Annotated in this window: 22 protein-coding genes, 2 tRNA genes and 1 other RNA gene; 12 read left to right on the plus strand and 13 right to left on the minus strand. The window is 58.0% G+C overall.

Annotated features, from left to right (window positions below):
* The first annotated feature begins 30 nt into the window (after positions 1-30).
* From prfA to kdsA, 4 genes are all read left to right on the plus strand, one after another.
* The gene (gene prfA / locus ENTCL_RS10205; protein ID WP_013366039.1) at positions 31-1,113 is read left to right on the plus strand and encodes a peptide chain release factor 1; all 1,083 of its coding nucleotides are present in this window, start codon (positions 31-33) and stop codon (positions 1,111-1,113) included.
* Positions 1,113-1,949, plus strand: a complete 837-nt coding sequence (gene prmC, locus ENTCL_RS10210) for a peptide chain release factor N(5)-glutamine methyltransferase (protein ID WP_013366040.1) — start codon at positions 1,113-1,115, stop codon at positions 1,947-1,949. The genes prfA and prmC overlap by 1 nt, the downstream gene beginning before the upstream one ends.
* A gap of 78 nt (positions 1,950-2,027) precedes the next feature.
* Positions 2,028-2,837, plus strand: a complete 810-nt coding sequence (sirB1, locus tag ENTCL_RS10215; protein WP_013366041.1) for an invasion regulator SirB1 — start codon at positions 2,028-2,030, stop codon at positions 2,835-2,837.
* 46 nt (positions 2,838-2,883) lie between these two features.
* The gene (gene kdsA / locus ENTCL_RS10220) at positions 2,884-3,738 is read left to right on the plus strand and encodes a 3-deoxy-8-phosphooctulonate synthase (RefSeq protein ID WP_013366042.1); all 855 of its coding nucleotides are present in this window, start codon (positions 2,884-2,886) and stop codon (positions 3,736-3,738) included.
* Between the two features lie 42 nt (positions 3,739-3,780).
* On the opposite strand, the gene chaA is transcribed toward kdsA, so the two are convergent.
* Positions 3,781-4,881 carry a sodium-potassium/proton antiporter ChaA gene (gene chaA, locus ENTCL_RS10225; RefSeq protein WP_013366043.1) on the minus strand — a complete coding sequence of 367 codons (1,101 nt, stop codon included), beginning with the start codon at positions 4,879-4,881 and terminating at the stop codon, positions 3,781-3,783.
* Positions 4,882-5,258: 377 nt separating this feature from the next.
* On the opposite strand from chaA, the gene ENTCL_RS10230 reads away from it, so the two are divergent.
* Positions 5,259-5,942 carry a gamma-glutamylcyclotransferase gene (locus tag ENTCL_RS10230; protein ID WP_013366044.1) on the plus strand — a complete coding sequence of 228 codons (684 nt, stop codon included), beginning with the start codon at positions 5,259-5,261 and terminating at the stop codon, positions 5,940-5,942.
* A gap of 56 nt (positions 5,943-5,998) precedes the next feature.
* Here the strand turns inward: ENTCL_RS10230 and ENTCL_RS10235 are convergent, their stop codons facing one another.
* From ENTCL_RS10235 to narX, 6 genes are all read right to left on the minus strand, one after another.
* Positions 5,999-6,244: a DUF1883 domain-containing protein gene (locus ENTCL_RS10235; RefSeq protein WP_013366045.1), complete on the minus strand. Its 246-nt coding sequence runs from the start codon at positions 6,242-6,244 to the stop codon at positions 5,999-6,001.
* A 215-nt stretch (positions 6,245-6,459) separates the two neighbouring features.
* Complete coding sequence (locus tag ENTCL_RS10240; RefSeq protein WP_013366046.1) at positions 6,460-8,244, minus strand: methyl-accepting chemotaxis protein; 1,785 nt, start codon at positions 8,242-8,244, stop codon at positions 6,460-6,462.
* A gap of 107 nt (positions 8,245-8,351) precedes the next feature.
* A complete protein-coding gene (locus ENTCL_RS10245; RefSeq protein ID WP_013366047.1) occupies positions 8,352-8,702 on the minus strand; it encodes a DsrE/DsrF/TusD sulfur relay family protein in 351 nt (116 codons plus the stop codon).
* 69 nt (positions 8,703-8,771) lie between these two features.
* Positions 8,772-9,326: a YbhB/YbcL family Raf kinase inhibitor-like protein gene (locus ENTCL_RS10250; RefSeq protein WP_013366048.1), complete on the minus strand. Its 555-nt coding sequence runs from the start codon at positions 9,324-9,326 to the stop codon at positions 8,772-8,774.
* A gap of 85 nt (positions 9,327-9,411) precedes the next feature.
* A complete protein-coding gene (gene narL / locus ENTCL_RS10255) occupies positions 9,412-10,062 on the minus strand; it encodes a two-component system response regulator NarL (RefSeq protein ID WP_013366049.1) in 651 nt (216 codons plus the stop codon).
* Positions 10,025-11,851: a nitrate/nitrite two-component system sensor histidine kinase NarX gene (gene narX, locus ENTCL_RS10260; protein ID WP_013366050.1), complete on the minus strand. Its 1,827-nt coding sequence runs from the start codon at positions 11,849-11,851 to the stop codon at positions 10,025-10,027. Before narX ends, narL begins: the two co-directional genes overlap by 38 nt.
* 310 nt (positions 11,852-12,161) lie before the next feature.
* Here narX and ENTCL_RS10265 point away from each other — a divergent pair, with 310 nt between their 5' ends.
* The 5 genes from ENTCL_RS10265 (at position 12,162) to narI (ending at position 20,601) form a co-directional block, all read left to right on the plus strand.
* On the plus strand, positions 12,162-13,553 hold the full coding sequence (locus ENTCL_RS10265; RefSeq protein ID WP_013366051.1) for a NarK family nitrate/nitrite MFS transporter: 1,392 nt from the start codon (positions 12,162-12,164) through the stop codon (positions 13,551-13,553).
* 385 nt (positions 13,554-13,938) lie between these two features.
* Complete coding sequence (locus tag ENTCL_RS10270) at positions 13,939-17,682, plus strand: nitrate reductase subunit alpha (protein ID WP_013366052.1); 3,744 nt, start codon at positions 13,939-13,941, stop codon at positions 17,680-17,682.
* Entirely contained in the window at positions 17,679-19,217 is a 1,539-nt protein-coding gene (gene narH / locus ENTCL_RS10275) for a nitrate reductase subunit beta (protein ID WP_013366053.1), read from the plus strand. The genes ENTCL_RS10270 and narH overlap by 4 nt, the downstream gene beginning before the upstream one ends.
* A complete protein-coding gene (narJ, locus tag ENTCL_RS10280; protein ID WP_013366054.1) occupies positions 19,214-19,924 on the plus strand; it encodes a nitrate reductase molybdenum cofactor assembly chaperone in 711 nt (236 codons plus the stop codon). Before narH ends, narJ begins: the two co-directional genes overlap by 4 nt.
* The gene (gene narI / locus ENTCL_RS10285) at positions 19,924-20,601 is read left to right on the plus strand and encodes a respiratory nitrate reductase subunit gamma (protein WP_013366055.1); all 678 of its coding nucleotides are present in this window, start codon (positions 19,924-19,926) and stop codon (positions 20,599-20,601) included. Before narJ ends, narI begins: the two co-directional genes overlap by 1 nt.
* On the opposite strand, the gene ENTCL_RS10290 is transcribed toward narI, so the two are convergent.
* The gene (locus ENTCL_RS10290; RefSeq protein WP_013366056.1) at positions 20,598-21,494 is read right to left on the minus strand and encodes a DMT family transporter; all 897 of its coding nucleotides are present in this window, start codon (positions 21,492-21,494) and stop codon (positions 20,598-20,600) included. The genes narI and ENTCL_RS10290 overlap by 4 nt on opposite strands.
* A 107-nt stretch (positions 21,495-21,601) precedes the next feature.
* On the opposite strand from ENTCL_RS10290, the gene ENTCL_RS10295 reads away from it, so the two are divergent.
* On the plus strand, positions 21,602-22,045 hold the full coding sequence (locus tag ENTCL_RS10295) for an Lrp/AsnC family transcriptional regulator (protein ID WP_013366057.1): 444 nt from the start codon (positions 21,602-21,604) through the stop codon (positions 22,043-22,045).
* 83 nt (positions 22,046-22,128) lie between these two features.
* Here the strand turns inward: ENTCL_RS10295 and ENTCL_RS10300 are convergent.
* From ENTCL_RS10300 to ENTCL_RS10315, 5 genes are all read right to left on the minus strand, one after another.
* Positions 22,129-22,213 (minus strand) — tRNA-Tyr (locus ENTCL_RS10300).
* Between the two features lie 35 nt (positions 22,214-22,248).
* A non-coding RNA gene (locus ENTCL_RS22930) (RtT sRNA) lies at positions 22,249-22,380 on the minus strand.
* 43 nt (positions 22,381-22,423) lie between these two features.
* Positions 22,424-22,508 (minus strand) — tRNA-Tyr (locus ENTCL_RS10305).
* Positions 22,509-22,664: 156 nt separating this feature from the next.
* Positions 22,665-23,507 carry a formyltetrahydrofolate deformylase gene (purU, locus tag ENTCL_RS10310; protein WP_013366058.1) on the minus strand — a complete coding sequence of 281 codons (843 nt, stop codon included), beginning with the start codon at positions 23,505-23,507 and terminating at the stop codon, positions 22,665-22,667.
* A 49-nt stretch (positions 23,508-23,556) separates the two neighbouring features.
* The gene (locus ENTCL_RS10315) at positions 23,557-24,015 is read right to left on the minus strand and encodes a YchJ family protein (protein WP_044611942.1); all 459 of its coding nucleotides are present in this window, start codon (positions 24,013-24,015) and stop codon (positions 23,557-23,559) included.
* A gap of 109 nt (positions 24,016-24,124) precedes the next feature.
* Between ENTCL_RS10315 and rssA the strand changes: the two genes are divergently transcribed.
* Entirely contained in the window at positions 24,125-25,036 is a 912-nt protein-coding gene (gene rssA / locus ENTCL_RS10320) for a patatin-like phospholipase RssA (RefSeq protein WP_013366060.1), read from the plus strand.
* Positions 25,037-25,044: the final 8 nt, after the last annotated feature.

Genomic DNA, 25,044 nt, shown 5'->3' on the forward strand with positions numbered 1-25,044 from the left:
CTATTTTATTTACAAGGTGAATTTACGCCTATGAAGCCTTCTATTGTTGCCAAACTGGAAGCCCTGCATGAACGCCATGAAGAAGTTCAGGCGCTGCTGGGTGATGCCGGGACGATCGCCGATCAGGAGCGTTTTCGCGCGCTGTCGCGTGAATATGCGCAGTTAAGCGACGTGTCGCGCTGCTTTACCGACTGGCAGCAGGTTCAGGATGACATCGAAACCGCGCAGATGATGCTCGACGATCCGGAAATGCGCGAAATGGCGCAGGATGAACTGCGCGAAGCGAAAGACAAAAGCGAACAGCTGGAACAGCAGCTGCAGGTGCTGCTGCTGCCAAAAGATCCGGATGACGAGCGTAATGCGTTCGTCGAAGTGCGAGCGGGCACCGGCGGCGACGAAGCCGCGCTGTTCGCTGGCGACCTGTTCCGTATGTACAGCCGCTATGCCGAAGCCCGCCGCTGGCGCGTTGAAATCATGAGCGCCAGCGAAGGCGAGCACGGCGGCTACAAGGAAGTTATCGCTAAAGTGTCCGGCGACGGCGTATACGGGCGTTTGAAATTTGAATCCGGCGGCCACCGCGTACAGCGCGTTCCGGCGACCGAATCGCAGGGGCGCATCCACACCTCCGCCTGCACCGTGGCGGTGATGCCGGAGCTGCCGGAGGCCGAAATGCCGGAGATCAACCCGACGGAGCTGCGTATCGACACCTTCCGTTCCTCCGGGGCGGGCGGTCAGCACGTTAACACCACCGACTCCGCTATCCGCATTACCCACCTGCCGACCGGCATCGTGGTGGAGTGCCAGGACGAACGCTCGCAGCATAAGAACAAAGCCAAGGCGCTGTCGGTGCTGGGCGCGCGCATTCGCGCCGCCGAAGTGGCGAAGCGCCAGCAGGCGGAAGCCTCTACGCGCCGCAACCTGCTCGGCAGCGGCGATCGCAGCGATCGCAACCGTACCTATAACTTTCCGCAGGGCCGCGTGACCGACCACCGCATCAACCTGACGCTTTACCGCCTGGATGAGACCATGGAAGGCAAGCTGGATATGCTTATCGAGCCCATCGTCCAGGAATATCAGGCCGACCAGCTGGCGGCGCTGTCCGAGCAGGAATGATGCGCTATCAACAGTGGCTGGCCCAGGCGATTGCCTGTCTGAAAGAGAGCGAAAGCCCGCGTCGCGATGCCGAGATCCTGCTTGGCCACGTGACCGGCAAGTCGCGCACCTTTATTCTCGCCTTCGATGAAACGCCGCTGTCGGCGGAACAGCTGGACGCGCTGGCGGGCCTGCTGGCCCGACGCGCGCGCGGCGAGCCTGTCGCGCACCTGGTGGGCATGCGTGAATTTTGGTCGCTGCCGCTGTTTGTTTCCCCCGCCACGCTGATTCCGCGTCCGGATACCGAATGCCTGGTCGAGCAGGCGCTGGCGCGTCTTGGCGATGCGCCCGGCCGAATCCTCGACCTTGGTACCGGGACCGGCGCTATTGCGCTGGCGCTGGCAAGCGAGCGTCCCGACTGTCAGCTGACGGCGGTGGATGTGGTGGCCGATGCGGTTGCGCTGGCGCGGCGCAATGTGGCGCATCTCGGGGTTAACAACGTTCAGGTGCTGCAAAGCAGCTGGTTTAGCGCGCTCGACGGCCAGCGCTTTGACATGATCGTCAGCAATCCGCCGTATATCGACGAACAGGACCCGCATTTGGCGCAGGGCGACGTGCGTTTTGAACCGAAAACGGCGCTGGTGGCGGCCGACGCCGGACTTGCCGATTTGGCCCATATTATCGCGCAGGGACGTTGCTACCTCAGCGCCGGCGGCTGGATGCTGCTTGAGCACGGCTGGCAGCAGGGAGCGGCGGTCAGGGCGCTTTTTGCCGATGCCGGATACCGCGAGGTGGAAACCTGTCGGGACTATGGCGGCAATGAGCGTTTGACGCTCGGGAGGTGGCATGCTGACTGAGCGGCCGATTAGCGCTATGATTAGCATCATTTTGAAGTCATCAGGTTGTCATCAGGCAATACGTAGTTGGGGTAGGTAATGAGATCGTTAGCAGATTTTGAATTTAACAACGCGCCGCTTTGTGACGGCATGATCCTCATTTCCGAACTCATTCGCGACGATTTTCCGGCCCGGCACGTTACAGACCAGCTGGAGCTGCTGGTGAGTCTGGCGCGCGAGGAGATTAGTCCGTCCTGGGACGACAGCCGTCAGATTGAACGCCTGCTGGAGCTGTTCTACGACGAGTGGGGCTTTAGCGATTCGCACGGTATTTACCGGCTGTCCGACGCCCTGTGGCTCGATCAGGTGCTGAAAAACCGTGAAGGCAGCGCCGTTTCGCTGGGCGCTATCCTGCTGTGGATAGCCCGGCGTCTGTCGCTGCCGGTCGTGCCGGTCATTTTCCCGACCCAGCTCCTGCTGCGCGCCGATGTTGAAATCGGCGAGATGTGGCTTATCAACCCGTTCAACGGCGACACGCTGGATGAGCATACGCTGGAGGTGTGGCTGAAAGGCAACATTAGCCCGGTGGCGGAGCTGTTCAACGAAGATCTCGACGAGGCCGATAACGCGGAGGTTATCCGCAAGCTGCTGGATACCCTGAAATCCGCGCTGATGGAAGAGCGGCAGATGGAGCTTGCGCTACGCGCGAGTGAGGCGCTGCTGCAGTTCAATCCGGAAGATCCGTACGAAATTCGCGACCGTGGCCTTATTTACGCCCAGCTCGAGTGCGAACATGTGGCGCTCAACGACCTCAGCTATTTCGTCGAGCAGTGCCCGGAAGACCCGATCAGCGAAATTATTCGCGCGCAGATCAACACCATCGCACATAAACAAATTACTTTGCATTAATCATTAATCTGGAATGATTCCGATTAACCCCTGATAAGGCGAACTTATGAAACAAAAAGTGGTTAGCATTGGCGATATCAACGTAGCAAACGACCTGCCGTTCGTGCTGTTTGGCGGCATGAACGTGCTGGAGTCACGCGATCTCGCCATGCGTATCTGTGAACACTACGTGACCGTTACCCAAAAGCTCGGTATTCCGTACGTGTTCAAAGCCTCTTTTGATAAGGCAAACCGTTCTTCCATTAAGTCCTACCGCGGGCCGGGTCTGGAAGAGGGGATGAAGATTTTCCAGGAGCTGAAGCAGACCTTCGGCGTGAAAATCATTACCGACGTGCATGAGCCGCAGCAGGCTCAGCCGGTCGCCGACGTGGTTGACGTTATTCAACTGCCGGCGTTCCTGGCCCGTCAGACCGATCTCGTGGAAGCGATGGCGAAGACCGGCGCCGTCATCAACGTGAAAAAACCGCAGTTTGTCAGTCCGGGCCAGATGGGCAATATCGTTGATAAGTTTGCCGAAGGCGGCAACGATAAGGTTATCCTTTGCGATCGCGGCACTCAGTTCGGCTATGACAATCTGATTGTTGATATGCTGGGCTTTAGCGTGATGAAGCAGGTTTCCGGCAATGCGCCGGTCATTTTCGACGTGACCCACGCCCTGCAGTGCCGCGATCCGTTCGGCGCTGCCTCCAGCGGTCGTCGCGCGCAGGTGACCGAGCTTGCCCGCGCCGGTATGGCGACCGGCCTGGCCGGGCTGTTCATTGAAGCGCACCCGGACCCGGAGCACGCGAAATGCGACGGTCCGTCCGCGCTGCCGCTGAATAAGCTTGAGCCGTTCCTCAAGCAGATTAAGGCGATTGACGATCTGGTGAAGAACTTCGACGATCTCGATACCAGCAAATAATAAAAAACCCCGCCTCGGCGGGGTTTTTTATGCCTGCCAGCATCAGGCGAAAATCGTCATCAGGTAGGCGGCAAACAGCGCCAGATGGGCCGCGCCGTTCAGCACGTTGGTGCGCCCGGTTGAAAACGAGATATGGCACAGCACCAGCGAGGAGACCATGACGATCATCTCCGGCGCGCCAAGCGCGAAGCTCAGGTCGTTGCCGGTCATAAAGGCAATCAGCGTCACGACCGGCACGGTCAGCGAGATGGTCGCCAGTACGGAGCCGAAGAACAGGTTCATGGCGCGCTGCACCTGATTGTTCAGCACCGCGTTGAGCGCGCCCAGGCCTTCCGGCGAAAGGATCAGCAGCGCGACCAGGAAACCGGTAAAGGCCACCGGCGCGTTCATGCTGCTGAGCAGGGTTTCAAGCGGGCTGGCGTTCATTTTAGTGACGGCGATGACGGCTATCAGATGCACGATAAGCCAGACGGTGTGCCACAGGCTGCTGTGCGCTGACGGTTTGCCGTGGTGCGGATCGTCGTCGTCGCTGTCGTCTTCATGCTCATAAACAAACAAATTCTGATGGGTGCGGGTCTGAATCAGCAGAAATACGCCATACATTGCCGCGGAAATAAGGGCCACCAATAGCGCCTGACCGGTTGAGAAATTAGCGCCCGGCAGCGCCATTGGAAATACGAGGACGATAATTGCCAGCGGAAACAGGGCAATAAGATACTGCTTAATACCGAACAGGTTCATATACTGAGTGGCGAATTTACGCCCGCCCAGCAGCAATGAAAAACCGACCAGACCGCCGGTGACGATCATTATTATCGAGTACAGCGTATCGCGCATTAGCGTCGGCGCGGCGTCGCCGGTAGCCATTAATGCGGAAATCAGGCTGACTTCAAGAATAACGACGGAAAGGCTTAAGATAAGCGAGCCGTAGGGTTCCCCTAAGCGGTGCGCCAGCACGTCGGCGTGCCTGACCACGCTGAAGGCGCTGGATAAAATCCCGATGAGCGCGAGGATATTAATCCCGATAACCACTGGCAGTGACTGATTGCTTCCCCAGAAGAAAAGCACTGCCAGCGCCAGCACCGGGAAAATAAGCGATGTCTCCTTGTGGCGGGTTTTTACCGCCTCTTGTGCATGCGTCATGAACCATCTCCATTAATGCAAGTGTTTTAATTATAGGTAATCAAAACCAATAAAATACCAGATGCAATTGACGCGACAGTGAATTTTTACCGAAATTTACCGCTAGTCATAAAAATTCTCAGCTAATGAGGGTAATGATCGATTTCGTTTAATTTCTGTTTATGATACATGGGGTTGTATTTTAATTATGCGCTTAATATCCCGTCGCTGCTGGCGGCATGCCGCTTCGCTCAAGCCGGAATAATGTGTTTTTTTGAGCATATGTTGCCTTGCAGGCGGTCTGATAATTGCATATTGTCAGCATTAGCTGGATAATATTTCAGCAAATCAGAAGGAAATTTATCCCGCCGGGAAGCTCGCAGTGGTGGAGGTTTAAAGTGTTAACGCGTGATTTCTTGCTGAAGGCTGATTGTAAAACAGCCTTCGGTGCAATCGAGGAATCGCTACTCTGGTCGCCGGAACAACGTGCCGCATCCCTTGCCGCCACGCTGTCCTGCCGTCCGGATGATGGCCCGGTATGGATATTTGGTTACGGTTCGCTGATGTGGAACCCGGTGCTGGATTACAGTGAATCCTGCACCGGCACGCTCGTCGGCTGGCACCGCGCATTTTGTTTACGTCTGACGGCCGGGCGCGGTAGCGCCTGCCAGCCGGGACGCATGCTTGCCCTTAAAGAGGGCGGACGCACCACCGGCGTCGCGTATCGCCTGCGCGATTGCGCGCTGGAGGAGGAGCTGACGCTGCTCTGGAAACGCGAGATGATCACCGGCTGCTATCTGCCCACCTGGTGCAAGCTTGCGCTTGACGACGGCCGGACGGTAAACGCGCTGGTGTTTATTATGGACCCTCGCCATCCGCTGTATGAGTCGGATACCAGCGTGCAGGTTATTGCGCCGCTGATCGCCGCCGCCAGCGGGCCGCTGGGGACCAACGCCCAGTATCTGTTCTCGCTGGAGCAGGAGCTGGTGAAGCTGGGAATGCAGGATGACTGTCTGAACGAACTGGTCAATAAGGTGCGCTATCTGCTTGGCGGCGCAGGCCAGCCGGGGCTGGCCTGCTAACGACAGCGGTGTCGCGCAGCAAAACAATACCCGGTGCGTGCCGGGTATTGTCGTATTCAGGCGGGAACGTAGCTGATGGAGTGCTCAAGCGACTGGCTGTGGCTGTCGATAAGCACGTTCCAGGTGCCGCTGTAGGGCACGGTCATGTAGGCGCTTTCGCGGTTTTGTACGCTTAAGATATCGCTTTGCGCATCGCTCAGACGCTTTTTCGCGCTCATCAGATGAATGTGGCACTGTTCAGAACAGCGCACGACTACCGTATCCCCACCAAATAATGTCAGACTTGCTTTTACCATCGCCATTTTCAACCCCGTTACAAAGAGAAAAACGCCCACCCTGTCAGAGAGCGCCAGTGCGTGATGTTGTTCACATTTCACTCATGGCATAACACCAAAGAGGGAGGCGGGCGATGATGACATTGATCAAAAAAAACGGGAACGATTCAACAAAAATGACATTAACCTGAAACCATTCAGCGGGCGCGCAGATTATGGTTCGCTCTGGCGCCCGGCTGAAATTAAATGCGGAAATGGCCTGCGGTAGTAGCAAGGTCGCCCGCCTGGCTCTGCAGCGCTCCGGCGGCGGCGGCAGACTCCACCACCAGTTCGGCGTTCTGCTGCACCATGCGATCTAGATGAATCACCGCATGGTTAATCTCCTGAATCCCCTGCATTTGTTCGCTGCTGGCGATGCTGATTTCCCGCATGATGCCCGAGACGCTGTCGATGTTGGCGACAATCTCCTGCATGCTTTCTCCCGCCAGGCGCACATAGCGTGAACCGGTCGCCACGCTTTGCGTCGTGGAGTCGATAAGCGTTTTGATCTCCTTCGCCGCCTGCGCGCTGCGGCTGGCGAGGTTGCGCACTTCGCCAGCCACGACGGCAAAACCCCGGCCCTGCTCACCGGCGCGCGCCGCTTCAACGGAGGCGTTGAGCGCAAGGATGTTGGTCTGGAAGGCGATACCGTCAATCACGCTGATAATGTCGCCAATTTTGGCGGAGGCGGCCTCAATGGTCTGCATGGTGTCAATGGCGCTGGAGACGACGTTACCGCCGCGGGAGGCCATCTGGGTCGCTTTATCCGCCTGGGCGCTGGCGGCGGTGGCGGACTCTGTCGACTGGGCGACCGATGCGGTAATCTGCTCAACGGCGCTGGCGGTTTCTCTCAGGCTTGAGGCGGCTTGCTCTGTACGGGTAGAGAGGTCGCGGTTGCCTGCGGCAATTTCCTGCGCCGCGGTTTGTACCGAGGTGGTGGCGTCGCGCAGCTGCAGCATAACCTGCGCCAGCTTGTCGCTGAACAGGTTGAAGGCCTGCGCTATCTGCGCCACCTCATCCTGGCCGGTTTCAGGCAGGCGTTGCGACAGGTCGTTAGTCCCGTTGCCGATAGCCAGCATGGCGTTACGGATAGTAATAAGGCGCTTGAGCATCGCGGCGACCAGCAGATGAACAACGATCCCGCCCAGCAGGACCAGCACGATAAAGCACAGGGCAGAGGCTTTCAGCAGCGTATTCATCCCGGCGGTAGCGTCCGCTTTGTCGAGCGCTACCGCTAGCAGCCAGTGGGTGCCTTTGACCGGCGTTGCGGAGAGAATTTTGTCGACGCCGCGAAGCTGGCCGCTTTCGGTCTCGCCTTTAGCCAGCGCGCTGAACTCAACGCCTGACAGCGCATCGCCAAACGGCTTCAGCGTCAGCGCCGGATCGTTTGCCGCAATAATGCTGCCGTCGCTGTTCAGCAACAGCCCGCTGCTGTTCGGCGTTGGGTGGATCTCGCGGACGTTTGCCACCACGCTGTCCATCGTGACATCCCCGGCGATGACCGCTTTTAACGTGCCGTTTTCTTTGACCGGTACGGCAAAGGTCACCACCAGTTTCCCGGTACCGGCATCGATATACGGTGCGGTAACGACCGGGGCATCGTCATGTACGACCTGCTGATACCACGGACGAATCGTCGGGTCATAGTCGGCGGGAATACCTGCCGCGTCAGAGAATTTTGCCGTCTTGCTGGCATAGCCGACGTAAACGTTGCTAAAGCCGCCGGCTTTGGCAATCAGCGCGAACTGCGGAACGGGGTCATCGCTCAGCGCTACGCTGCTCAGTGAGGCGATCATGGTCATTTTGCTGTTAGCCCAGTCGGCGATGGCCGTGCTGTGGCTTGCCCGGGTGCTGAGGAGCGTTTCACGCTGCCCCTGGAGGTTATCCTGGCGGGTGACCTGGTAGTTAATGACGGTGTTGAGGAGCAGCGCAACGGCCAGACAGCCGACGGTCGCTGCAATAATGCGCGTACGAATGGAACGAAACATAATAGTTACCTGCTGTGTTGTTTGCAGGCATATCGGCAACACCGCAGGTAAACTTGAAAAATGAAACCGCGTCCATTAGAAAAAACTGTGGCCTGGCGTATTCACCGTTAAAAGGTTAATACCTTATCTGCGGCCAGCGTCCACTGCGCCAGCTCGACGAGCGTGCCAATCTCGACCCCGTCAATCAGCGGCAGCGTTGAGATGCCCCGGCCGTCGGCGCAGGTCTTGCAGAGCTTCACCGGTACGTTCTGCGCGGTCAGGATCTCCAGCATCTGCTGGATGCTGTAGCCTTCGGCCGGTTTTTGTCCCCGCAGCCCGGCGGTGACGGCATCAGACATCAAAAAGAGCTTTAGATCCAGCTCCTGCTGTTCGCGCAGGGCGATGGCCAGGCGCAGACTGTTGAACAAAGATTCGCTGCCGTAGGCCGCGCCGTTGGCGATAATGACGATATGTTGCATGAGAACTCCTTGGGGAAAGTCGGTGCTCAAATGCTACCGCGTTATCCATCCTGTTCCAATGGATATGACCTATTGTCCAAACCGGCCGATGAGTCCGGCGGCGGCAAGCTGGTGTCCCTTCAGCTTTTCAAATAGCGCCTCGCGGGTTAATCCGGCCGGGAGCGTCGGGGGCAGGTCGGTGGCTATCAGGGTAAAGGTATAGTGATGAGCGCCGGAGCCTGGCGGCGGGCAGGGGCCGTACCAGCTGGCGGTGCCGGGCGTGTTCTTCCCGCCGGTAAACCCTTTGCCGTCACGCAGCGCGTTCAGCGCGAAGCCGGTCGTGGAGGCGGGAATGTTATAAGCGACCAGATGGGTGACGCCGAGCCCCTTACTCCCCTCGGGATCGTGGACAATCAGCGCCAGGCTTTGCGTGGAGGCGGGCGCATTGCTCCATACCAGTGGCGGAGAGCTGTTCTGCCCGGTACAGTTCGGGCTGTCGGGGTTATTGCCCGCAAATTTGCGTTCAAGCAGGGCGTTATCGGCGAACGCCGGGGATTGCAGAATAAACAGCAGATCGTCGGCAAGCGCAGGTGCGGTACAAACCAGCAGCGCGCTGCAGAGCGAAACACGACAGAAAAGGCGCATAGCGTATCTCCGGGAAAGATGGTTTAACTTTAGCCGAACGTTAAAGATATTCCTGGAATTCACGCCTGTTCTGAACGTTGACGTCTTAAAAAATACGCTCCTGATGAACCCATACCGCGGCTTCCACGCGGGATTTCAGCTTCATCTTTTTCAGCATATGTTTTACGTGAACCTTGACGGTGCTTTCGGTGATGTCGAGACGGCGGGCGATCATCTTGTTCGGCAGCCCCTGGGCGATGAGCTTGAGAATATCGCGTTCGCGCGGCGTCAGCTGGTTAATGTCGCGGTCAGAGGTCGCGCGGTTCGCGCGCAGGCTGGCGGCCAGTACCGGCGTTAAGGCTTCGCTGAGCACCATTTCGCCCGCGGCGGCCTGCTGCAGCGCTTTGAGCAGATCTTCCGGCTCCATGTCTTTTAACAGATAGCCGTCGGCGCCGCGCTTGAGAGCGGTAACGACATCCTCTTCGTGGTTGGAGACGCTGAAGACGACCACCCGGCCGGAAAGGGTTTTCTCGCGCAGCTTATCCAGGGTCTCAAGACCGTTCATACCGGGCATATTGAGATCGAGCAGGATCAGATCCGGATCCAGCGCCTCGGCCAGCTCAATGCCCTGTTCGCCGTTGCTCGCTTCGCCTACCACCTGAATATCAGGAGCCATGCTGATGAGCTGTTTCACGCCGGTGCGCAGCATAGGATGATCGTCAATTAACAGGATGGTTGCCCGTTCCTGAGTACTCATGGGTATCTCCTTGGGGTTGAGAGAGCGGTTTTTCAGGGATAAACGACACGACAACTTCGGTGCCGCCGCTGTCGCGTCTGCGGACCTGGCAATCGCCGCGCAGGCTCTGCGCGCGATCCCGCATGATAATTAAACCATAGTGGTTGCGGCGTTCTGCCTGATCGGGCACGCCGCAGCCGTTATCAGCTACGGTGAGGCGCACCTGCTTGTTGTGCTGAAGAACGGTCACCGTCACCTGGCTGGCGTTCGCATGTTTTAAGGCGTTGCTGAGCGCTTCACGGACTATCTGCAGTAAATGAATGGCCTGATGAGAAGGGACAAACCGCGGCGGCAGCTGATAGTCCAGCTGTACAGGGAAGCCGAAATGGTTGCTGTATTCGCGACAGCTGGCCTCCAGCGCAGGCCGCAGGCCGGGTTCGGTGAGCTGCAGGCGGAACGTGGTCAACAGCTCGCGCAGCTGGGCCCAGGAGGTATTCAGCTCATTACGAATCTGCCCCAGCAGCTTGCGGCTCTCCTCGGGCAGACTGTCTCCCTGCATTTGCAGACAGCTGACCTGCATTTTCATGCAGGAGAGCGACTGGGCGATAGAGTCGTGAAGCTCGCGGGCGATGGTGGCGCGCTCCTCCATGACGATCAGCTGCTGCTGACGCTCCTGGTGGCGATCGAGCGCCAGCGTGGCGGTGAGCTGTTCGACCAGCGTGTCCACCAGCTGCTGTTGGTCATGGCTGAGATGGCGGCCCTCCGGCAGCGTTGCCAGCAAAATTCCGTACTGGTTATGGGCGTCGGTCAGGCGCCATTTCAGCGTGGTGCCTGTTCCCGGCAGCGGCGGCAGGTTGCGTGGACACAGGAAGCAGCCCTTATCGTCGCAGGCGATTTCCGAGTGGCAGCTGAACTCCTGGTGGTTTTCCTCATCCTCCATGTCGTAGACCCGCACCTCGATATCGCGCAGCAGCGTCAGGCCCTGCAGGCCGTTCAGCACCGGCGAAATACGCTCGCACAGCGGAATTTGCGAATGCAGGCGGCGGTTTGCCTGCCAGAGGAAGGCGAGAATTTCGTTTTTCTGCTCCAGATTGGCGGTCTTTTCCTGTACCCGGCGTTCAAGCACGGCATAGCTTTCCGCCAGCTCCTCGGACATATTGTTCAGCGCCATGCCGAGCGTCGCCATTTCGTTGCGTCCGCTGATATGGGCGCGCTGGCTAAAGTCCCGATGGCTGACGGCGCGGGCCATGTGCAGCAGCTGCCGCCAGGGGCGCAGCAGGCGCGCCCGCAGCCAGACGATGGTGAAGACCAGCAGCAGAACCATAAAGACCACCATCAGGCGATGTACCCAGACGACGCGCTCAATGCGCTCTTCCGTGGTGTGGTCAAAGGCGGTGACCAGCAGATCGATACGGTTGACGAAGCCGGCGACCTCATCGGACACGGCGGACTGGCTTTGCGCCCGCTGCATGTTGGGGGAAAGCTCGGACTGCCAGTATTGCTGCAGGGCGCTGAGCTGCTGTACCTGGCCGTCGCGGCGGGCGGCGTTTCGCAGCTCGGTGCTCAGGACGGTGGCATTCATTTCATCAAGCAGCTTTTGATCCTGCGCGTTCAGGGGGATCGCGGCGAGCAGGCGGTAGCTTTGCATTCGCAGCGAGCCCGCTTTGTTAATCGCGTGAGCGCTGCCCTGAATACCGTTCGCCAGACGGGCGGAAATAGTCATGCCCGTCACACCGATGGCGGTGGACAGCAGAACAATAAGCGCCAGCTGATTGACCAGCGTAAGCGGGGTGAAAAGGCGTTTAAACATCGATAGCATAGCTCCTGACCTGGAACGCAATCCGGGAGTGGCGCTATTTTCCGGCATCACCTGGAGTATACCCATACCTATAAAGGATTACCCCTTAATTGACGAGGTGGTTAAAAAAAGAGGAGGGGGGAAACAGGAGCGCAACAGCCGCGTGATAAACCACATCTTTTTCGGCAGAAAACGCTACTCCCTAAGAGTAATGCGTTTTTTTTGCTCAATATAATGTCCACTTTTCCTTTGATTTATATCAACTTACCTCGTCCTGCAAATCATAAGGTGGCACTGTTGATATCTTTAATCAGAGGTTTGTATGAGTCAATCTACCGTCCCGGAGAAGGAAAACGGCTCCGTCATCACCGACTGGCGTCCGGAGGACCCGGCGTTCTGGCAGCAGCAGGGTCACGCTATCGCCAGCCGAAATCTGTGGATCTCCGTTCCTTGCTTGTTGCTGGCTTTCTGCGTATGGATGCTGTTCAGCGCCGTGGCGGTGAACCTCAATAAAGTGGGTTTTCATTTTACGACCGATCAGCTGTTTATGCTGACTGCGCTGCCTTCCGTATCCGGGGCGCTGCTGCGCGTACCGTACTCCTTTATGGTGCCGGTCTTCGGCGGACGCCGCTGGACGGCCTTCAGCACCGGGATCATGATTATCCCCTGCGTATGGCTGGGTTTTGCGGTGCAGGATACCGCCACGCCGTTTAGCACCTTTATCATTATTGCCCTGCTGTGCGGCTTCGCCGGGGCCAACTTCGCTTCCAGCATGGCGAACATCAGCTTCTTCTTCCCGAAACAGAAGCAGGGCGGCGCGCTGGGTATCAACGGCGGCCTCGGCAACATGGGCGTGAGCGTGATGCAGCTGGTGGCACCGCTGGCGATTTCCATGTCCATCTTTGCCGTGTTCGGCGGCACCGGCGTTGAACAGGCGGACGGCTCTAAGCTGTTTCTTGAGAACGCCGCCTGGATTTGGGTGCCGTTTCTGGTTGTCTTCACCCTGGCCGCCTGGTTCGGTATGAACGACCTGTCGACGTCGAAAGCGTCGCTGCGCGAGCAGCTGCCGGTGCTGAAACGTGGGCATCTGTGGATCATGGCGGTGCTGTACCTGGCGACCTTCGGCTCGTTCATCGGCTTCTCCGCGGGCTTTGCGATGCTGTCGAAAACCCAGTTTCCGGACGTGCAGATCCTGCATTACGCCTTCTTTGGTCCGTTTATCGGCGCGCTGGCGCGCTCGCTGGGCGGCGCTATCTCTGACCGTCTTGGCGGCACCCGCGTGACGCTGGTGAACTTCGTGGTTATGGCCATTTTCTGCGCGCTGCTGTTCCTGACCCTGCCGTCAGGCGGCGCAGGCGGCAACTTTACGGCGTTCTTCGGCGTGTTTATGGTGCTGTTCCTGAGCGCGGGCCTCGGCAGCGCGTCCACCTTCCAGATGATCTCGCTGATTTTCCGTAAGCTGACGATGGATCGCGTGAAGTCGCAGGGCGGCAGCGAAGAGCGCGCGATGCGTGAAGCCGCCACCGACACCGCGGCGGCGCTGGGCTTTATCTCTGCGATTGGCGCCATCGGCGGGTTCTTTATTCCCAAAGCATTTGGTATCTCGCTGGATCTGACCGGCTCTCCGGCAGGCGCAATGAAGGTATTCCTCGTGTTCTATATCGCCTGCGTGTTTATCACCTGGGTGGTTTATGGACGTAAAACAAAAAAATAAGCAGTAACTTTTTGATTATCATGGCGCGAGCGATCGCGCCATTTTTTTATCCTGCCATAGTTACAACATACTATTCGCCAGTGTTTTACCGCAGCCGTACAGCCCTTGCAAACATCGGTCGGGCAGGGATCTACCCCTTAATACCCGGGCAGATGTTAACAAACGCTACCCTGGGCAGAAAACCTCAATAAATCGCATTAAATCAATAGGATAAAAAATAGAAATGGCTAATACTTTGGTGGTATCACCGATTTTACCCCCATTTGTTAACAAAGTCCGTCTTGATCGCCATCAATTCTCCCCATCTTTCAGAACGTTACTTTCGCCCTAAATCCAGCAATGTCGATTTATCAGAGAGCCAAAGGCTCCATACAGGAGAAACCCGATGAGCAAATTCCTGGACCGGTTTCGCTACTTCAAGCAGAAGGGCGAAACCTTTGCCGATGGGCACGGCCAGCTTTTAGAAACCAACCGGGACTGGGAGGATGGATACCGCCAGCGCTGGCAGCACGACAAAGTCGTCCGCTCCACCCACGGCGTCAACTGCACCGGCTCCTGCAGCTGGAAAATTTTCGTTAAAAACGGTCTGGTGACCTGGGAAATGCAGCAGACCGACTATCCGCGTACCCGCCCGGATATGCCGAACCATGAACCTCGCGGCTGCCCGCGCGGCGCCAGCTACTCCTGGTATCTCTACAGCGCTAACCGTCTGAAATATCCGCTGATGCGCAAGCGTCTGATGAAAATGTGGCGTGAAGCGAAAGCGCAGCACAGCGACCCGGTCCACGCCTGGGCCTCCATCATTGAAGACGCCGACAAGGCAAAGAGCTTCAAACAGGCCCGCGGCCGCGGCGGTTTTGTCCGCTCCTCCTGGCAGGAAGTGAATGAGCTGATTGCCGCTTCTAACGTCTATACCGTCAAAACCTATGGCCCGGACCGCGTCGCCGGTTTCTCGCCGATCCCGGCGATGTCGATGGTCTCGTACGCCTCCGGCGCGCGCTACCTGTCGCTTATCGGCGGCACCTGCCTGAGCTTCTACGACTGGTACTGCGATCTGCCGCCGGCATCTCCGCAGACCTGGGGCGAGCAGACCGACGTACCAGAATCCGCCGACTGGTACAACTCAAGCTATATCCTGGCGTGGGGCTCTAACGTTCCGCAAACCCGTACCCCGGACGCGCACTTCTTTACCGAAGTACGCTACAAGGGCACTAAAACCGTGGCAATCACCCCGGACTATGCCGAAATCGCCAAGCTGTGCGACCTGTGGCTGGCGCCGAAGCAGGGCACCGACGCGGCGATGGCGATGGCGATGGGCCACGTGATGCTGCGCGAATTCCATCTCGACAAACCCAGCCAGTACTTTACCGATTACGTTCGTCGCTACACCGACATGCCGATGCTGGTGATGCTGGAAGCGCGCGATGGCTACTATGCCGCAGGCCGTATGCTGCGCGCCTCCGATCTGGTCGACGCGCTGGGTCAGGAAAATAACCCGGAGTGGAAAACCGTCGCCTTTGATGAAAAAGGCGAGATTCTGGCGCCAAACGGTTCCATCGGCTTCCGCTGGGGCGATAAGGGCAAGTGGAACCTCGAACAGCGCGACGGCAAGAGCGGCGAAGACGTTCAGCTGCGCCTGAGCATGCTCGGCGGTCATGATGAGATTGCCGACGTCGGCTTCCCGTACTTTGGCGGCGACGGCACTGAACACTTCAATAAAGTCGAGCTGCAGAACGTGCTGATGCATAAGCTGCCGGTTAAGCGCCTGCAGCTTGCCGACGGTTCAACCGCGCTGGTTACCACCGTCTATGACCTCACGATGGCCAACTATGGGCTGGATCGCGGTCTTGGCGATGAGCATTGCGCCAGCAGCTACGACGACGTTAAGGCCTATACGCCGGCCTGGGCCGAGCAGATTACCGGCGTGCCGCGCGCGCAGATTATTCGTATCGCCCGCGAGTTTGCCGATAACGCGGACAAAACCCATGGCCGCTCGATGATCATCGTCGGCGCGGGTCTGAACCACTGGTATCACCTCGATATGAACTATCGCGGTCTTATCAATATGCTGATTTTCTGCGGCTGCGTGGGGCAGAGCGGCGGCGGCTGGGCGCATTACGTCGGCCAGGAAAAACTGCGTCCGCAGACCGGCTGGCAGCCGCTGGCGTTTGCCCTTGACTGGCAGCGTCCGGCGCGTCACATGAACAGCACTTCCTATTTCTACAACCACTCCAGCCAGTGGCGCTATGAGTCGCTGACGGCGCAGGAGCTGCTGTCGCCGATGGCCGATAAATCCCGCTACAGCGGCAGCCTTATCGATTTCAACGTGCGGGCGGAGCGCATGGGCTGGCTGCCGTCGGCGCCGCAGCTGGGCACTAACCCGCTGCGCATCGCGGAAGACGCGAAGAAAGCCGGAATGTCGCCGGTGGATTACACCGTGAAATCCCTGAAGGAAGGCACGATCCGCTTTGCGGCTGAACAGCCTGAGAACGGTAAAAACCATCCGCGCAACCTGTTCATCTGGCGCTCCAACCTGCTGGGCTCGTCCGGTAAAGGTCACGAGTACATGCTGAAGTATCTGCTCGGCACTGAGCACGGTATCCAGGGGAAAGATCTCGGCAAGCAGGGCGGCGTGAAGCCGGAAGAAGTGGAATGGATAGACAACGGGCTGGACGGCAAGCTGGATCTGGTGGTGACGCTGGACTTCCGCCTGTCGAGCACCTGCCTGTACTCCGACATCGTGCTGCCGACGGCGACCTGGTACGAAAAAGACGATATGAATACCTCGGATATGCATCCGTTTATTCATCCGCTGTCTGCCGCCGTTGACCCGGCGTGGGAGTCGAAAAGCGACTGGGAGATCTACAAAGGCATCGCGAAGAAATTCTCTGAAGTGTGCGTTGGGCATCTCGGGAAAGAGACCGACGTTGTGACGCTGCCGATTCAGCACGACTCCGCCGCCGAACTGGCGCAACCGCTGGATGTGAAGGACTGGAAAAAAGGCGAGTGCGACCTGATTCCGGGCAAAACCGCGCCGCACATTATCGCGGTTGAGCGCGACTACCCGGCGACCTGGGAGCGCTTTACCTCCATCGGTCCGCTGATGGAGAAAATCGGCAACGGCGGTAAGGGGATTGCCTGGAACACCCAGAGCGAAATGGACCTGCTGCGTAAGCTCAACTACACCAAGGCAGACGGCCCGGCGAAAGGCCAGCCGATGCTGAATACCGCAATTGACGCGGCGGAGATGATCCTGACCCTGGCGCCGGAAACCAACGGTCAGGTGGCGGTGAAAGCCTGGGCGGCGCTCAGCGAGTTCACCGGCCGCGACCATACGCATCTGGCGATCAATAAAGAAGATGAGAAGATTCGCTTTCGCGATATTCAGGCGCAGCCGCGCAAGATTATCTCCAGCCCGACCTGGTCTGGCCTCGAAGATGAGCACGTCTCCTATAACGCCGGTTACACCAACGTTCACGAGCTGATTCCGTGGCGCACGCTCTCCGGCCGCCAGCAGCTGTATCAGGATCACCAGTGGATGCGTGACTTCGGGGAAAGCCTGCTGGTTTACCGTCCGCCAATCGACACGCGTTCGGTAAAAGCGGTGATGGGCGAGAAATCTAACGGTAACCCTGAGAAGGCGCTGAACTTCCTGACGCCGCACCAGAAGTGGGGGATCCACTCTACCTACAGCGACAACCTGCTGATGCTGACGCTGTCGCGCGGCGGCCCGATTGTCTGGATGAGCGAAACTGACGCAAAAGAGCTGGGCATTGAGGATAACGACTGGATCGAAGTCTTCAACAGCAACGGCGCCCTGACGGCGCGAGCGGTCGTCAGCCAGCGCGTCCCGGCGGGTATGACCATGATGTACCACGCGCAGGAGCGCATTGTGAACCTGCCGGGGTCGGAGATTACCGGCCAGCGCGGCGGTATCCATAACTCGGTCACCCGTATCAGCCCGAAACCGACGCACATGATCGGCGGCTACGCGCAGTTAGCCTACGGCTTTAACTACTACGGTACGGTGGGATCTAACCGCGATGAGTTTGTGGTGGTACGTAAGATGAAGAACATTAACTGGTTAGACGGCGAAGGTAATGACCAGGTACAGGAGAGCGTAAAATGAAAATTCGTTCACAAGTCGGCATGGTGCTGAATCTCGACAAATGCATCGGCTGCCACACCTGCTCAGTCACCTGTAAAAACGTCTGGACCAGCCGTGAAGGCACCGAATACGCCTGGTTCAACAACGTGGAAACCAAACCGGGCACCGGTTTCCCGACCGACTGGGAAAATCAGGAAAAATGGAAGGGCGGCTGGATCCGCAAGATCAACGGCAAGCTGCAGCCGCGCATGGGCAACCGCGCGCTGCTGCTGGGTAAAATCTTCGCCAACCCGCATCTGCCGGGGATCGACGATTACTATGAGCCGTTCGATTACGACTACCAGAACCTGCACAACGCGCCCGCTGACAGCAAAGCGCAGCCGATTGCGCGCCCGCGCTCGCTGATTACCGGGAAGCGGCTGGATAAGATAACCGGCGGGCCAAACTGGGAAGACGATCTGGGCGGTGAGTTCGAGAAGCTGTCGAAAGACCAGAACTTCGAGAACATGCAGAAGGCGATGTACGGCCAGTTTGAAAACACCTTCATGATGTATCTGCCGCGCCTGTGCGAGCACTGCCTCAACCCGGCGTGCGTGGCGACCTGCCCGAGCGGCGCCATCTACAAGCGTGAAGAAGACGGCATTGTGCTGATCGACCAGGACAAATGCCGCGGCTGGCGGATGTGCATTACCGGCTGCCCGTACAAAAAAATCTACTTCAACTGGAAGAGCGGCAAGTCCGAGAAGTGCATCTTCTGCTACCCGCGCATTGAAGCCGGGATGCCGACCGTCTGCTCTGAAAGCTGCGTAGGCCGTATTCGCTACCTCGGCGTACTGCTGTACGACGCGGACGCGATTGAAAATGCCGCCAGCACCGAGCATGAGAAAGATCTGTACCAGCGTCAGCTGGACGTATTCCTCGATCCGCACGATCCGAAAGTGATCGCCCAGGCGCTGAAAGACGGCATTCCGCAGAGCGTGATTGACGCGGCGCAGCAGTCTCCGGTGTACAAAATGGCGATGGACTGGAAGCTGGCGCTGCCGCTGCATCCGGAATACCGCACGCTGCCGATGGTCTGGTACGTGCCGCCGCTGTCGCCGATTCAGTCTGCGGCTGATGCAGGCGAGTTGGGCGGCAATGGTATTCTGCCGGATGTGGAAAGCCTGCGTATTCCGGTTCAGTACCTGGCAAACCTGTTGACCGCAGGCGATACCCAGCCGGTGCTGCTGGCGCTGAAACGTATGCTGGCGATGCGCCACTTCAAGCGTGCGGAAACCGTTGACGGCGTCATCGATACTCGCGCCCTGCAGGAGGTGGGATTAAGCGAGGCGCAGGCCCAGGAGATGTACCGTTACCTGGCGATCGCCAACTATGAGGATCGCTTCGTGGTGCCGAGCAGCCACCGTGAACTGGCGCGCGACGCCTTCCCGGAGAAAAACGGCTGCGGCTTCAGCTTTGGCGATGGCTGCCACGGTTCGGATACCCAGTTTAACCTGTTCAACAGCCGCCGCATCGATGCCGTCGATGTGACCAGCAAAACGGAGCCGCATCCATGAAAGAACTGGTGATTGTCTCCCGTCTGCTGGAGTACCCGGATGCTGCCCTGTGGCAGCATCAGCAGGAGCTGTTCGAGGTGCTGGCCTGTTCGGAAAACCTGAGTAAAGAGGAGGCCCAGCGGCTCGGCGTTTTCCTGCGCGATCTGCTGGCCCAGGATCTGCTTGATGCCCAGGCCGCGTACAGCGAGCTGTTTGACCGCGGTCGGGCGACCTCTTTGCTGCTGTTTGAACATGTGCACGGGGAATCCCGCGACCGCGGCCAGGCGATGGTGGACCTGATGGCGCAGTACGAGCGGCACGGGCTGCAGCTCGACAGCCGCGAGCTGCCGGACCACCTGCCGCTGTATCTGGAATATCTGGCGCACCTGCCGCAAGAAGAGGCGCTCGGCGGCCTGCAGGACATTGCGCCGATTCTGGCGCTGCTTAGCGCGCGCCTGCAGCAGCGTGAGAGCCGCTATGCGGCGCTGTTCGATACGCTGCTGGCGCTGGCCAGCACGCAGATCGACGGCAATAAAGTGGCGGAAAAAATCGCCGATGAAGCCCGCGACGATACCCCGCAGGCGCTGGATGCCGTCTGGGAAGAAGAGCAGGTGAAGTTCTTTGCCGAGCAGGGCTGCGGGGAATCTGAAATCACCGCGCATCAGCGTCGTTTTGCCGGTGCCGTTGCTCCGCAATATTTGAATATCTCTAACGGAGGACAGCAATAATGCACTTCCTGAACATGTTCTTCTTTGATATCTACCCGTACATTGCGGGCACGGTATTCCTGGTCGGCAGCTGGCTGCGCTATGACTATGGCCAGTACACCTGGCGCGCGGCGTCCAGCCAGATGCTGGATCGTAAAGGGATGAATCTTGCATCAAACCTGTTCCATATCGGGATCCTCGGGATTTTCGCCGGCCACTTCCTCGGTATGCTGACGCCGCACTGGATGTATGAAGCGTGGCTACCGATTGCCGTGAAGCAGAAGATGGCGATGTTTGCGGGCGGCGCCTCCGGTGTGCTGTGCCTGGTGGGCGGCGTGCTGTTGCTGAAGCGTCGTCTGTTCAGCCCGCGCGTGCGCGCCACCACCACCGGCGCGGATATTCTGGTGCTTTCGGTGCTGCTTATCCAGTGCGCGCTGGGCCTGCTGACCATTCCGTTCTCCGCCCAGCATATGGACGGCAGCGAGATGATGAAGCTGGTGGAATGGGCGCAGTCCGTGGTGACCTTCCGCGGCGGCGCATCCGAACATCTGGACGGTGTGGCGTTTATCTTCCGCATCCATCTGGTGCTGGGAATGACGCTGTTCGTGCTGTTCCCGTTCTCCCGTCTGGTGCATATCTGGAGCGTACCGGTCGAATACCTGACCCGCAGATACCAGATAGTTCGCGCCCGTCGCTAATTTACTGTTTTGATACCAACCCCGCGTTCGCGGGGTTTTTTTTCGCCCCAGCCGAGGTTATTACCCGCCGCGGCGAACAAAATCAGCGCGCCGCCTGCCAGCTGCGTGATGTTCAGCGAATGCCCAAATACCATGTTATCGACAACGATCGCCACCACCGGATAGATAAACGACAGCGAGCCGGTGATGGGCGTAGGGAGCTTTTGAATAGCGCTATACAGCAGCTGGTACATGATGCCGGTATGCACAACGCCCAGCGTTAATAAAATCATCCACGGGAGGCCGTTGGTCAGTGAAGGCATATGGGCCAGCGGCAGAAGCATCACGACGCCCGTCAGCACCTGAATAAAAGCAATATGCTGCGGCGCGATGGATTTTAGCTTGCGGGTAACGATCGCCGTCAGGGCGTAGAAAAAGGCGGCGCCGAGCGCCAGGCCGATGCCGGTGAGCCATTCACCGCCGTGCGCGCTCGTCAGCTCACTGGAGAGCAAAATCACGACGCCGCCAAAGGCGAGGAGCAGCCAGCCCCATTTTACCAGGCTGACGCGTTCGCCCAATAACATCCCCATCATCACCAGCATAAACGGCTGGGTGTTGTAGACCACGGTGGAAAGCCCGATCGAGAGGCGTTCGTAGGCGGCGAAGAGGAGTAGCCAGTTCACCACCAGGGCGACGCCGCCGAGAATGGCCAGCGCCAGCGTGGCTTTCGTCAGCGGGCTGAACGGCTGTTTGCTCAGCCGGATGAAGACAAACAGCGCGATAGCCCCTATCAGGCAGCGCCAGAACACCACTTCCGTCACCGGCAGGCCGGAAAGCAAAACAAAGGCTCCGATTGAGCCGGAAATCACCATCGCCAGGCTCATTTGCCAGACGCCTTTTTGCATTTCGCGCATCACACACCTCCTGATTAATGCTGCTATTGTCGAAAAAGGCTGTCGGGTTTTACAGAGAGGATATAAGGTAGAATACGTTAATGACTTTTTAAAATTAGGTGAAATTGATGGATAACCTTCTTGATGATATCGACCGGCGGATCCTGGCCTGCCTGGTGGAAGATGCGCGCATGTCGCTGAAGGTGCTGAGTGGCCGGATCGGGCTGACATCTCCCAGCACGGCGGAGCGTCTGAAAAGGCTGGAGGAGCGGGGCGTGATTCAGGGATATGGCGCGCGGGTGAGTCTGGCGGCGTTAGGGTATACCCTGCAGGCCCTGGTGCGCGTGCGGCCGCTACCGGGACTGCTGCATAAGGTGGATAAATACATTCAGGCGATGCCGGAGTGTATTGAGAGCGATAAAGTGACCGGAGAAGATTGCTTTGTCATCAGGCTGGTGGTGCGTTCGATAGCGCAGCTGGATACGCTGCTGGACGGACTGGCGGAGCATGCGCAGTGCAATACGTCGATTGTGAAAAGCTCGCCGGTGACGCGTCGGCTGCCGCCGATGTAGCCGTATTTGCCGGGGGCGGTTCCTGTACGGAATCATCTAAAGCAGCAGAGTGGTTTGGCGTATTTGATATCACAGGGAAGTAATGGTGGTGGGGGAAGGATTCGAACCTTCGAAGTCGATGACGGCAGATTTACAGTCTGCTCCCTTTGGCCGCTCGGGAACCCCACCAGGGGTAATACACATTTTGAGGTACAGCTTGAAGATGGTGGTGGGGGAAGGATTATTCGTCGCTTCGCTCCTCACCCTTCGGGCCGTTGCCTTTGGCAACGTTCTCTCGCTGTCGCGAGAGTCGAACCTTAATCGAAGGTTCTCACCCTTCCCGATAAGTGCAAACTTCGCATTCTCTTATCGGTGTTACCACATCGCTGTGGTGAATAATGGTGGTGGGGGAAGGATTCGAACCTTCGAAGTCGATGACGGCAGATTTACAGTCTGCTCCCTTTGGCCGCTCGGGAACCCCACCACGGGGTAATGCATTTTACTGGCCTGCTTCCATCTCGGGAAGCGGGGCGCATCATATCAAATGATGCGCCGCTGTAAAGACTTCCTTTGTGGAAACTGCATCGTTTGCGTACTTTTTACGCGTAACGTTTAAAAGCAACGCAGTAACGACGCAAAATTACAGGATAATCGTACGGTTACCGTAGACGAAGACCCGTTGGGCCAGTACCTGATAAAGCGCGCGGCTGAGGACATTTTTTTCCACATCGCGACCGGCGCGCATCATGTCCTCTGCGGTATAGGTGTGGTCGACGTGAATGACGTCCTGCATGATGATCGGGCCTTCATCCAGATTGTCGTTGACGTAGTGGGCGGTAGCGCCGACGATTTTGACGCCGCGCTCGTAGGCCTGGTGGTACGGACGAGCGCCGATAAAGGCCGGCAGGAACGAATGGTGAATATTGATGATTTTATTCGGGAAGCGGGCGACAAACTCTGGGGTCAAGACGCGCATATACTTTGCCAACACCACGTAATCCGGCGCCCAGGCATCAATGGCGTCGGCCATCAGCATGTCATGCTCTTCGCGGGTGTGTCCCTCGTGGCTGACGAGCTGGAACGGGATCTCAAAACGCTCAACCAGCGGGCGCAGCGTTTCGTGGTTACCGATAACGGCGGCGATATCAACGTCGAGACCGCCGTAGTTCGCTTTCATCAGCAGATCGCCAAGACAGTGCGCCTCTTTCGTCACCAGAATGACGATGCGACGACGGCCGGAAGGCACCAGCTCACGTACGGACCCCTCCGGCAGCGCGCTGTCGAGGTCGGCCAGCAGCGTGACGTCATTAAAAATACCCTCGAGCTCGGTGCGCATAAAGAAGCGGCCGGTGCGATGGTCAACAAACTCGTTGTTTTGCACAATGTTGAGTTCGTGTTTGTAGCAAATGTTGGTGATACGTGCGATAAGCCCTTTTTGATCGGGGCAGATAGTCCGCAGTACTTTTCGTTGTAATGAATGCATCTCAGGGGAAATCCTGTTGGCGGTGTTTGCTGTATTCGAATGCGTGGCGCTACTGCGCGCAGCACTTTTTAAATTTTTTGCCCGAGCCGCAGGGGCAGGGGTCATTTCGGCCAATCAGCGGTCGTGTACCATCAATATAATACCATTGTCCATTTTCTTGTAAGAATCTTGAACGTTCGATGATGGCGCCGTTTTTGTGATGCTCCCGGAAACGGGCGACAAAGCTGACGAAGCCTTCGTCGGGCGTGCGGCCGGCATCCGCCGCAAATATCGTCAGGCCAAGCCACTCGGTATTGGCAAATCCTAGCTCAATATCCTGACGAAAGGTCGGTGCGTGACAGGACGGGTGCCAGGTTTTCACCAGGTAATCTGCATCCTTCATCACAAAAGCAGTATAACGTGAACGCATAAGGTGTGACGGATCCGGTGCTAGCTGCGTACCAGTAAGATATCGCTGGCAACATACGCTATACTCCAGAGCACTGCCACAGGGGCAAAGTGAAGACAAAATCGCCTCCTGTATCAATAGAAAGGCGCCGCTGCGCCAGGCGGCACTATGTTAACTGAGCTGTGGCAATGTTGCTACGTCCGGAAGCGGGGGATGTCCACCAGTAGTAATGAGAAATCTTAAGATTGGTTTGGCCCTGGGAGCCGGGGCGGCGCGCGGATGGTCACATATCGGTGTTATCAAGGCACTGCACAAAATGGGTATCGACGTCGACATTGTCGCGGGCTGTTCAATTGGCGCGCTGGTGGGCGCTGCGTACGCCTCGGACAGGTTGCCGGTGCTGGAAAAGTGGGTATGCTCGTTCAACTCCTGGGACGTCTTACGCCTGATGGATCTCTCCTGGCGACGGGGAGGTCTGCTTCGTGGCGAACGCGTTTTTCGCCAGTTCCGCCAGGTGGTGCCTGCACAGACGATTGAGTCCTGCAGCCGACGGTTTGCGGCCGTGTCGACCAACATCAGTACCGGCCGGGAGCTGTGGTTTACGGAGGGCGATCTCCACCTGGCCGTCCGGGCCTCCTGCAGTATGCCTGGCCTGATGGCGCCCGTTATGCATAACGGATACTGGATGGTGGACGGCGCCGTCGTTAACCCCGTTCCTGTCTCGCTGACCCGAGCGCTAGGCGCCGACATTGTTATCGCGGTTGACCTGCAGCATGACGCGCATTTGATGCAGCAGGATCTGCTGTCGGTGAATCTTCAGCCTGATATGTTGTCTGCAGAGAATGAGGATGCGCTGTCGTGGCCCGAGCGTTTTCGCGCAAGGCTCGGACGGATGACCTCGCGGCGAACCGCGATGACGCCGACGGCGATGGAAATAATGACGACGTCAATACAGGTGCTTGAAAACAGATTGAAGCGTAACCGCATGGCCGGGGACCCGCCGGATATTCTGCTGCAACCGTTTTGCCCGCAAATCTCCACCCTCGATTTCCATCGTGCACCTGCCGCGATAGCGGCGGGGCAACAAGCTGTTGATAAAAAGATGGATGAGCTTTTACCTTTGGTTCGTGCCGCGTCGTAGGGCACTTT

Origin of the sequence: [Enterobacter] lignolyticus SCF1, from assembly GCF_000164865.1 — a bacterium.
GTDB classification, from domain to species: domain Bacteria; phylum Pseudomonadota; class Gammaproteobacteria; order Enterobacterales; family Enterobacteriaceae; genus Enterobacter_B; species Enterobacter_B lignolyticus.

Bases quoted from the DNA above. Each gene is read 5' to 3' on its own strand.
- purU (WP_013366058.1), bottom strand. From the start codon at position 23,507: ATGCATTCATTACAACGAAAAGTACTGCGGACTATCTGCCCCGATCAA.
- narL (WP_013366049.1), bottom strand. From the start codon at position 10,062: ATGAGTACTCAGGAACGGGCAACCATCCTGTTAATTGACGATCATCCT.
- ENTCL_RS10295 (WP_013366057.1), top strand. From the start codon at position 21,602: ATGGATAACCTTCTTGATGATATCGACCGGCGGATCCTGGCCTGCCTG.
- ENTCL_RS10265 (WP_013366051.1), top strand. From the start codon at position 12,162: ATGAGTCAATCTACCGTCCCGGAGAAGGAAAACGGCTCCGTCATCACC.
- ENTCL_RS10290 (WP_013366056.1), bottom strand. From the start codon at position 21,494: ATGCGCGAAATGCAAAAAGGCGTCTGGCAAATGAGCCTGGCGATGGTG.
- sirB1 (WP_013366041.1), top strand. From the start codon at position 2,028: ATGAGATCGTTAGCAGATTTTGAATTTAACAACGCGCCGCTTTGTGAC.
- kdsA (WP_013366042.1), top strand. From the start codon at position 2,884: ATGAAACAAAAAGTGGTTAGCATTGGCGATATCAACGTAGCAAACGAC.
- ENTCL_RS10235 (WP_013366045.1), bottom strand. From the start codon at position 6,244: ATGGCGATGGTAAAAGCAAGTCTGACATTATTTGGTGGGGATACGGTA.
- ENTCL_RS10250 (WP_013366048.1), bottom strand. From the start codon at position 9,326: ATGCGCCTTTTCTGTCGTGTTTCGCTCTGCAGCGCGCTGCTGGTTTGT.
- narH (WP_013366053.1), top strand. From the start codon at position 17,679: ATGAAAATTCGTTCACAAGTCGGCATGGTGCTGAATCTCGACAAATGC.
- ENTCL_RS10245 (WP_013366047.1), bottom strand. From the start codon at position 8,702: ATGCAACATATCGTCATTATCGCCAACGGCGCGGCCTACGGCAGCGAA.
- narJ (WP_013366054.1), top strand. From the start codon at position 19,214: ATGAAAGAACTGGTGATTGTCTCCCGTCTGCTGGAGTACCCGGATGCT.
- prfA (WP_013366039.1), top strand. From the start codon at position 31: ATGAAGCCTTCTATTGTTGCCAAACTGGAAGCCCTGCATGAACGCCAT.
- ENTCL_RS10240 (WP_013366046.1), bottom strand. From the start codon at position 8,244: ATGTTTCGTTCCATTCGTACGCGCATTATTGCAGCGACCGTCGGCTGT.
- narX (WP_013366050.1), bottom strand. From the start codon at position 11,851: ATGTTTAAACGCCTTTTCACCCCGCTTACGCTGGTCAATCAGCTGGCG.
- narI (WP_013366055.1), top strand. From the start codon at position 19,924: ATGCACTTCCTGAACATGTTCTTCTTTGATATCTACCCGTACATTGCG.
- rssA (WP_013366060.1), top strand. From the start codon at position 24,125: ATGAGAAATCTTAAGATTGGTTTGGCCCTGGGAGCCGGGGCGGCGCGC.
- ENTCL_RS10270 (WP_013366052.1), top strand. From the start codon at position 13,939: ATGAGCAAATTCCTGGACCGGTTTCGCTACTTCAAGCAGAAGGGCGAA.
- chaA (WP_013366043.1), bottom strand. From the start codon at position 4,881: ATGACGCATGCACAAGAGGCGGTAAAAACCCGCCACAAGGAGACATCG.
- prmC (WP_013366040.1), top strand. From the start codon at position 1,113: ATGCGCTATCAACAGTGGCTGGCCCAGGCGATTGCCTGTCTGAAAGAG.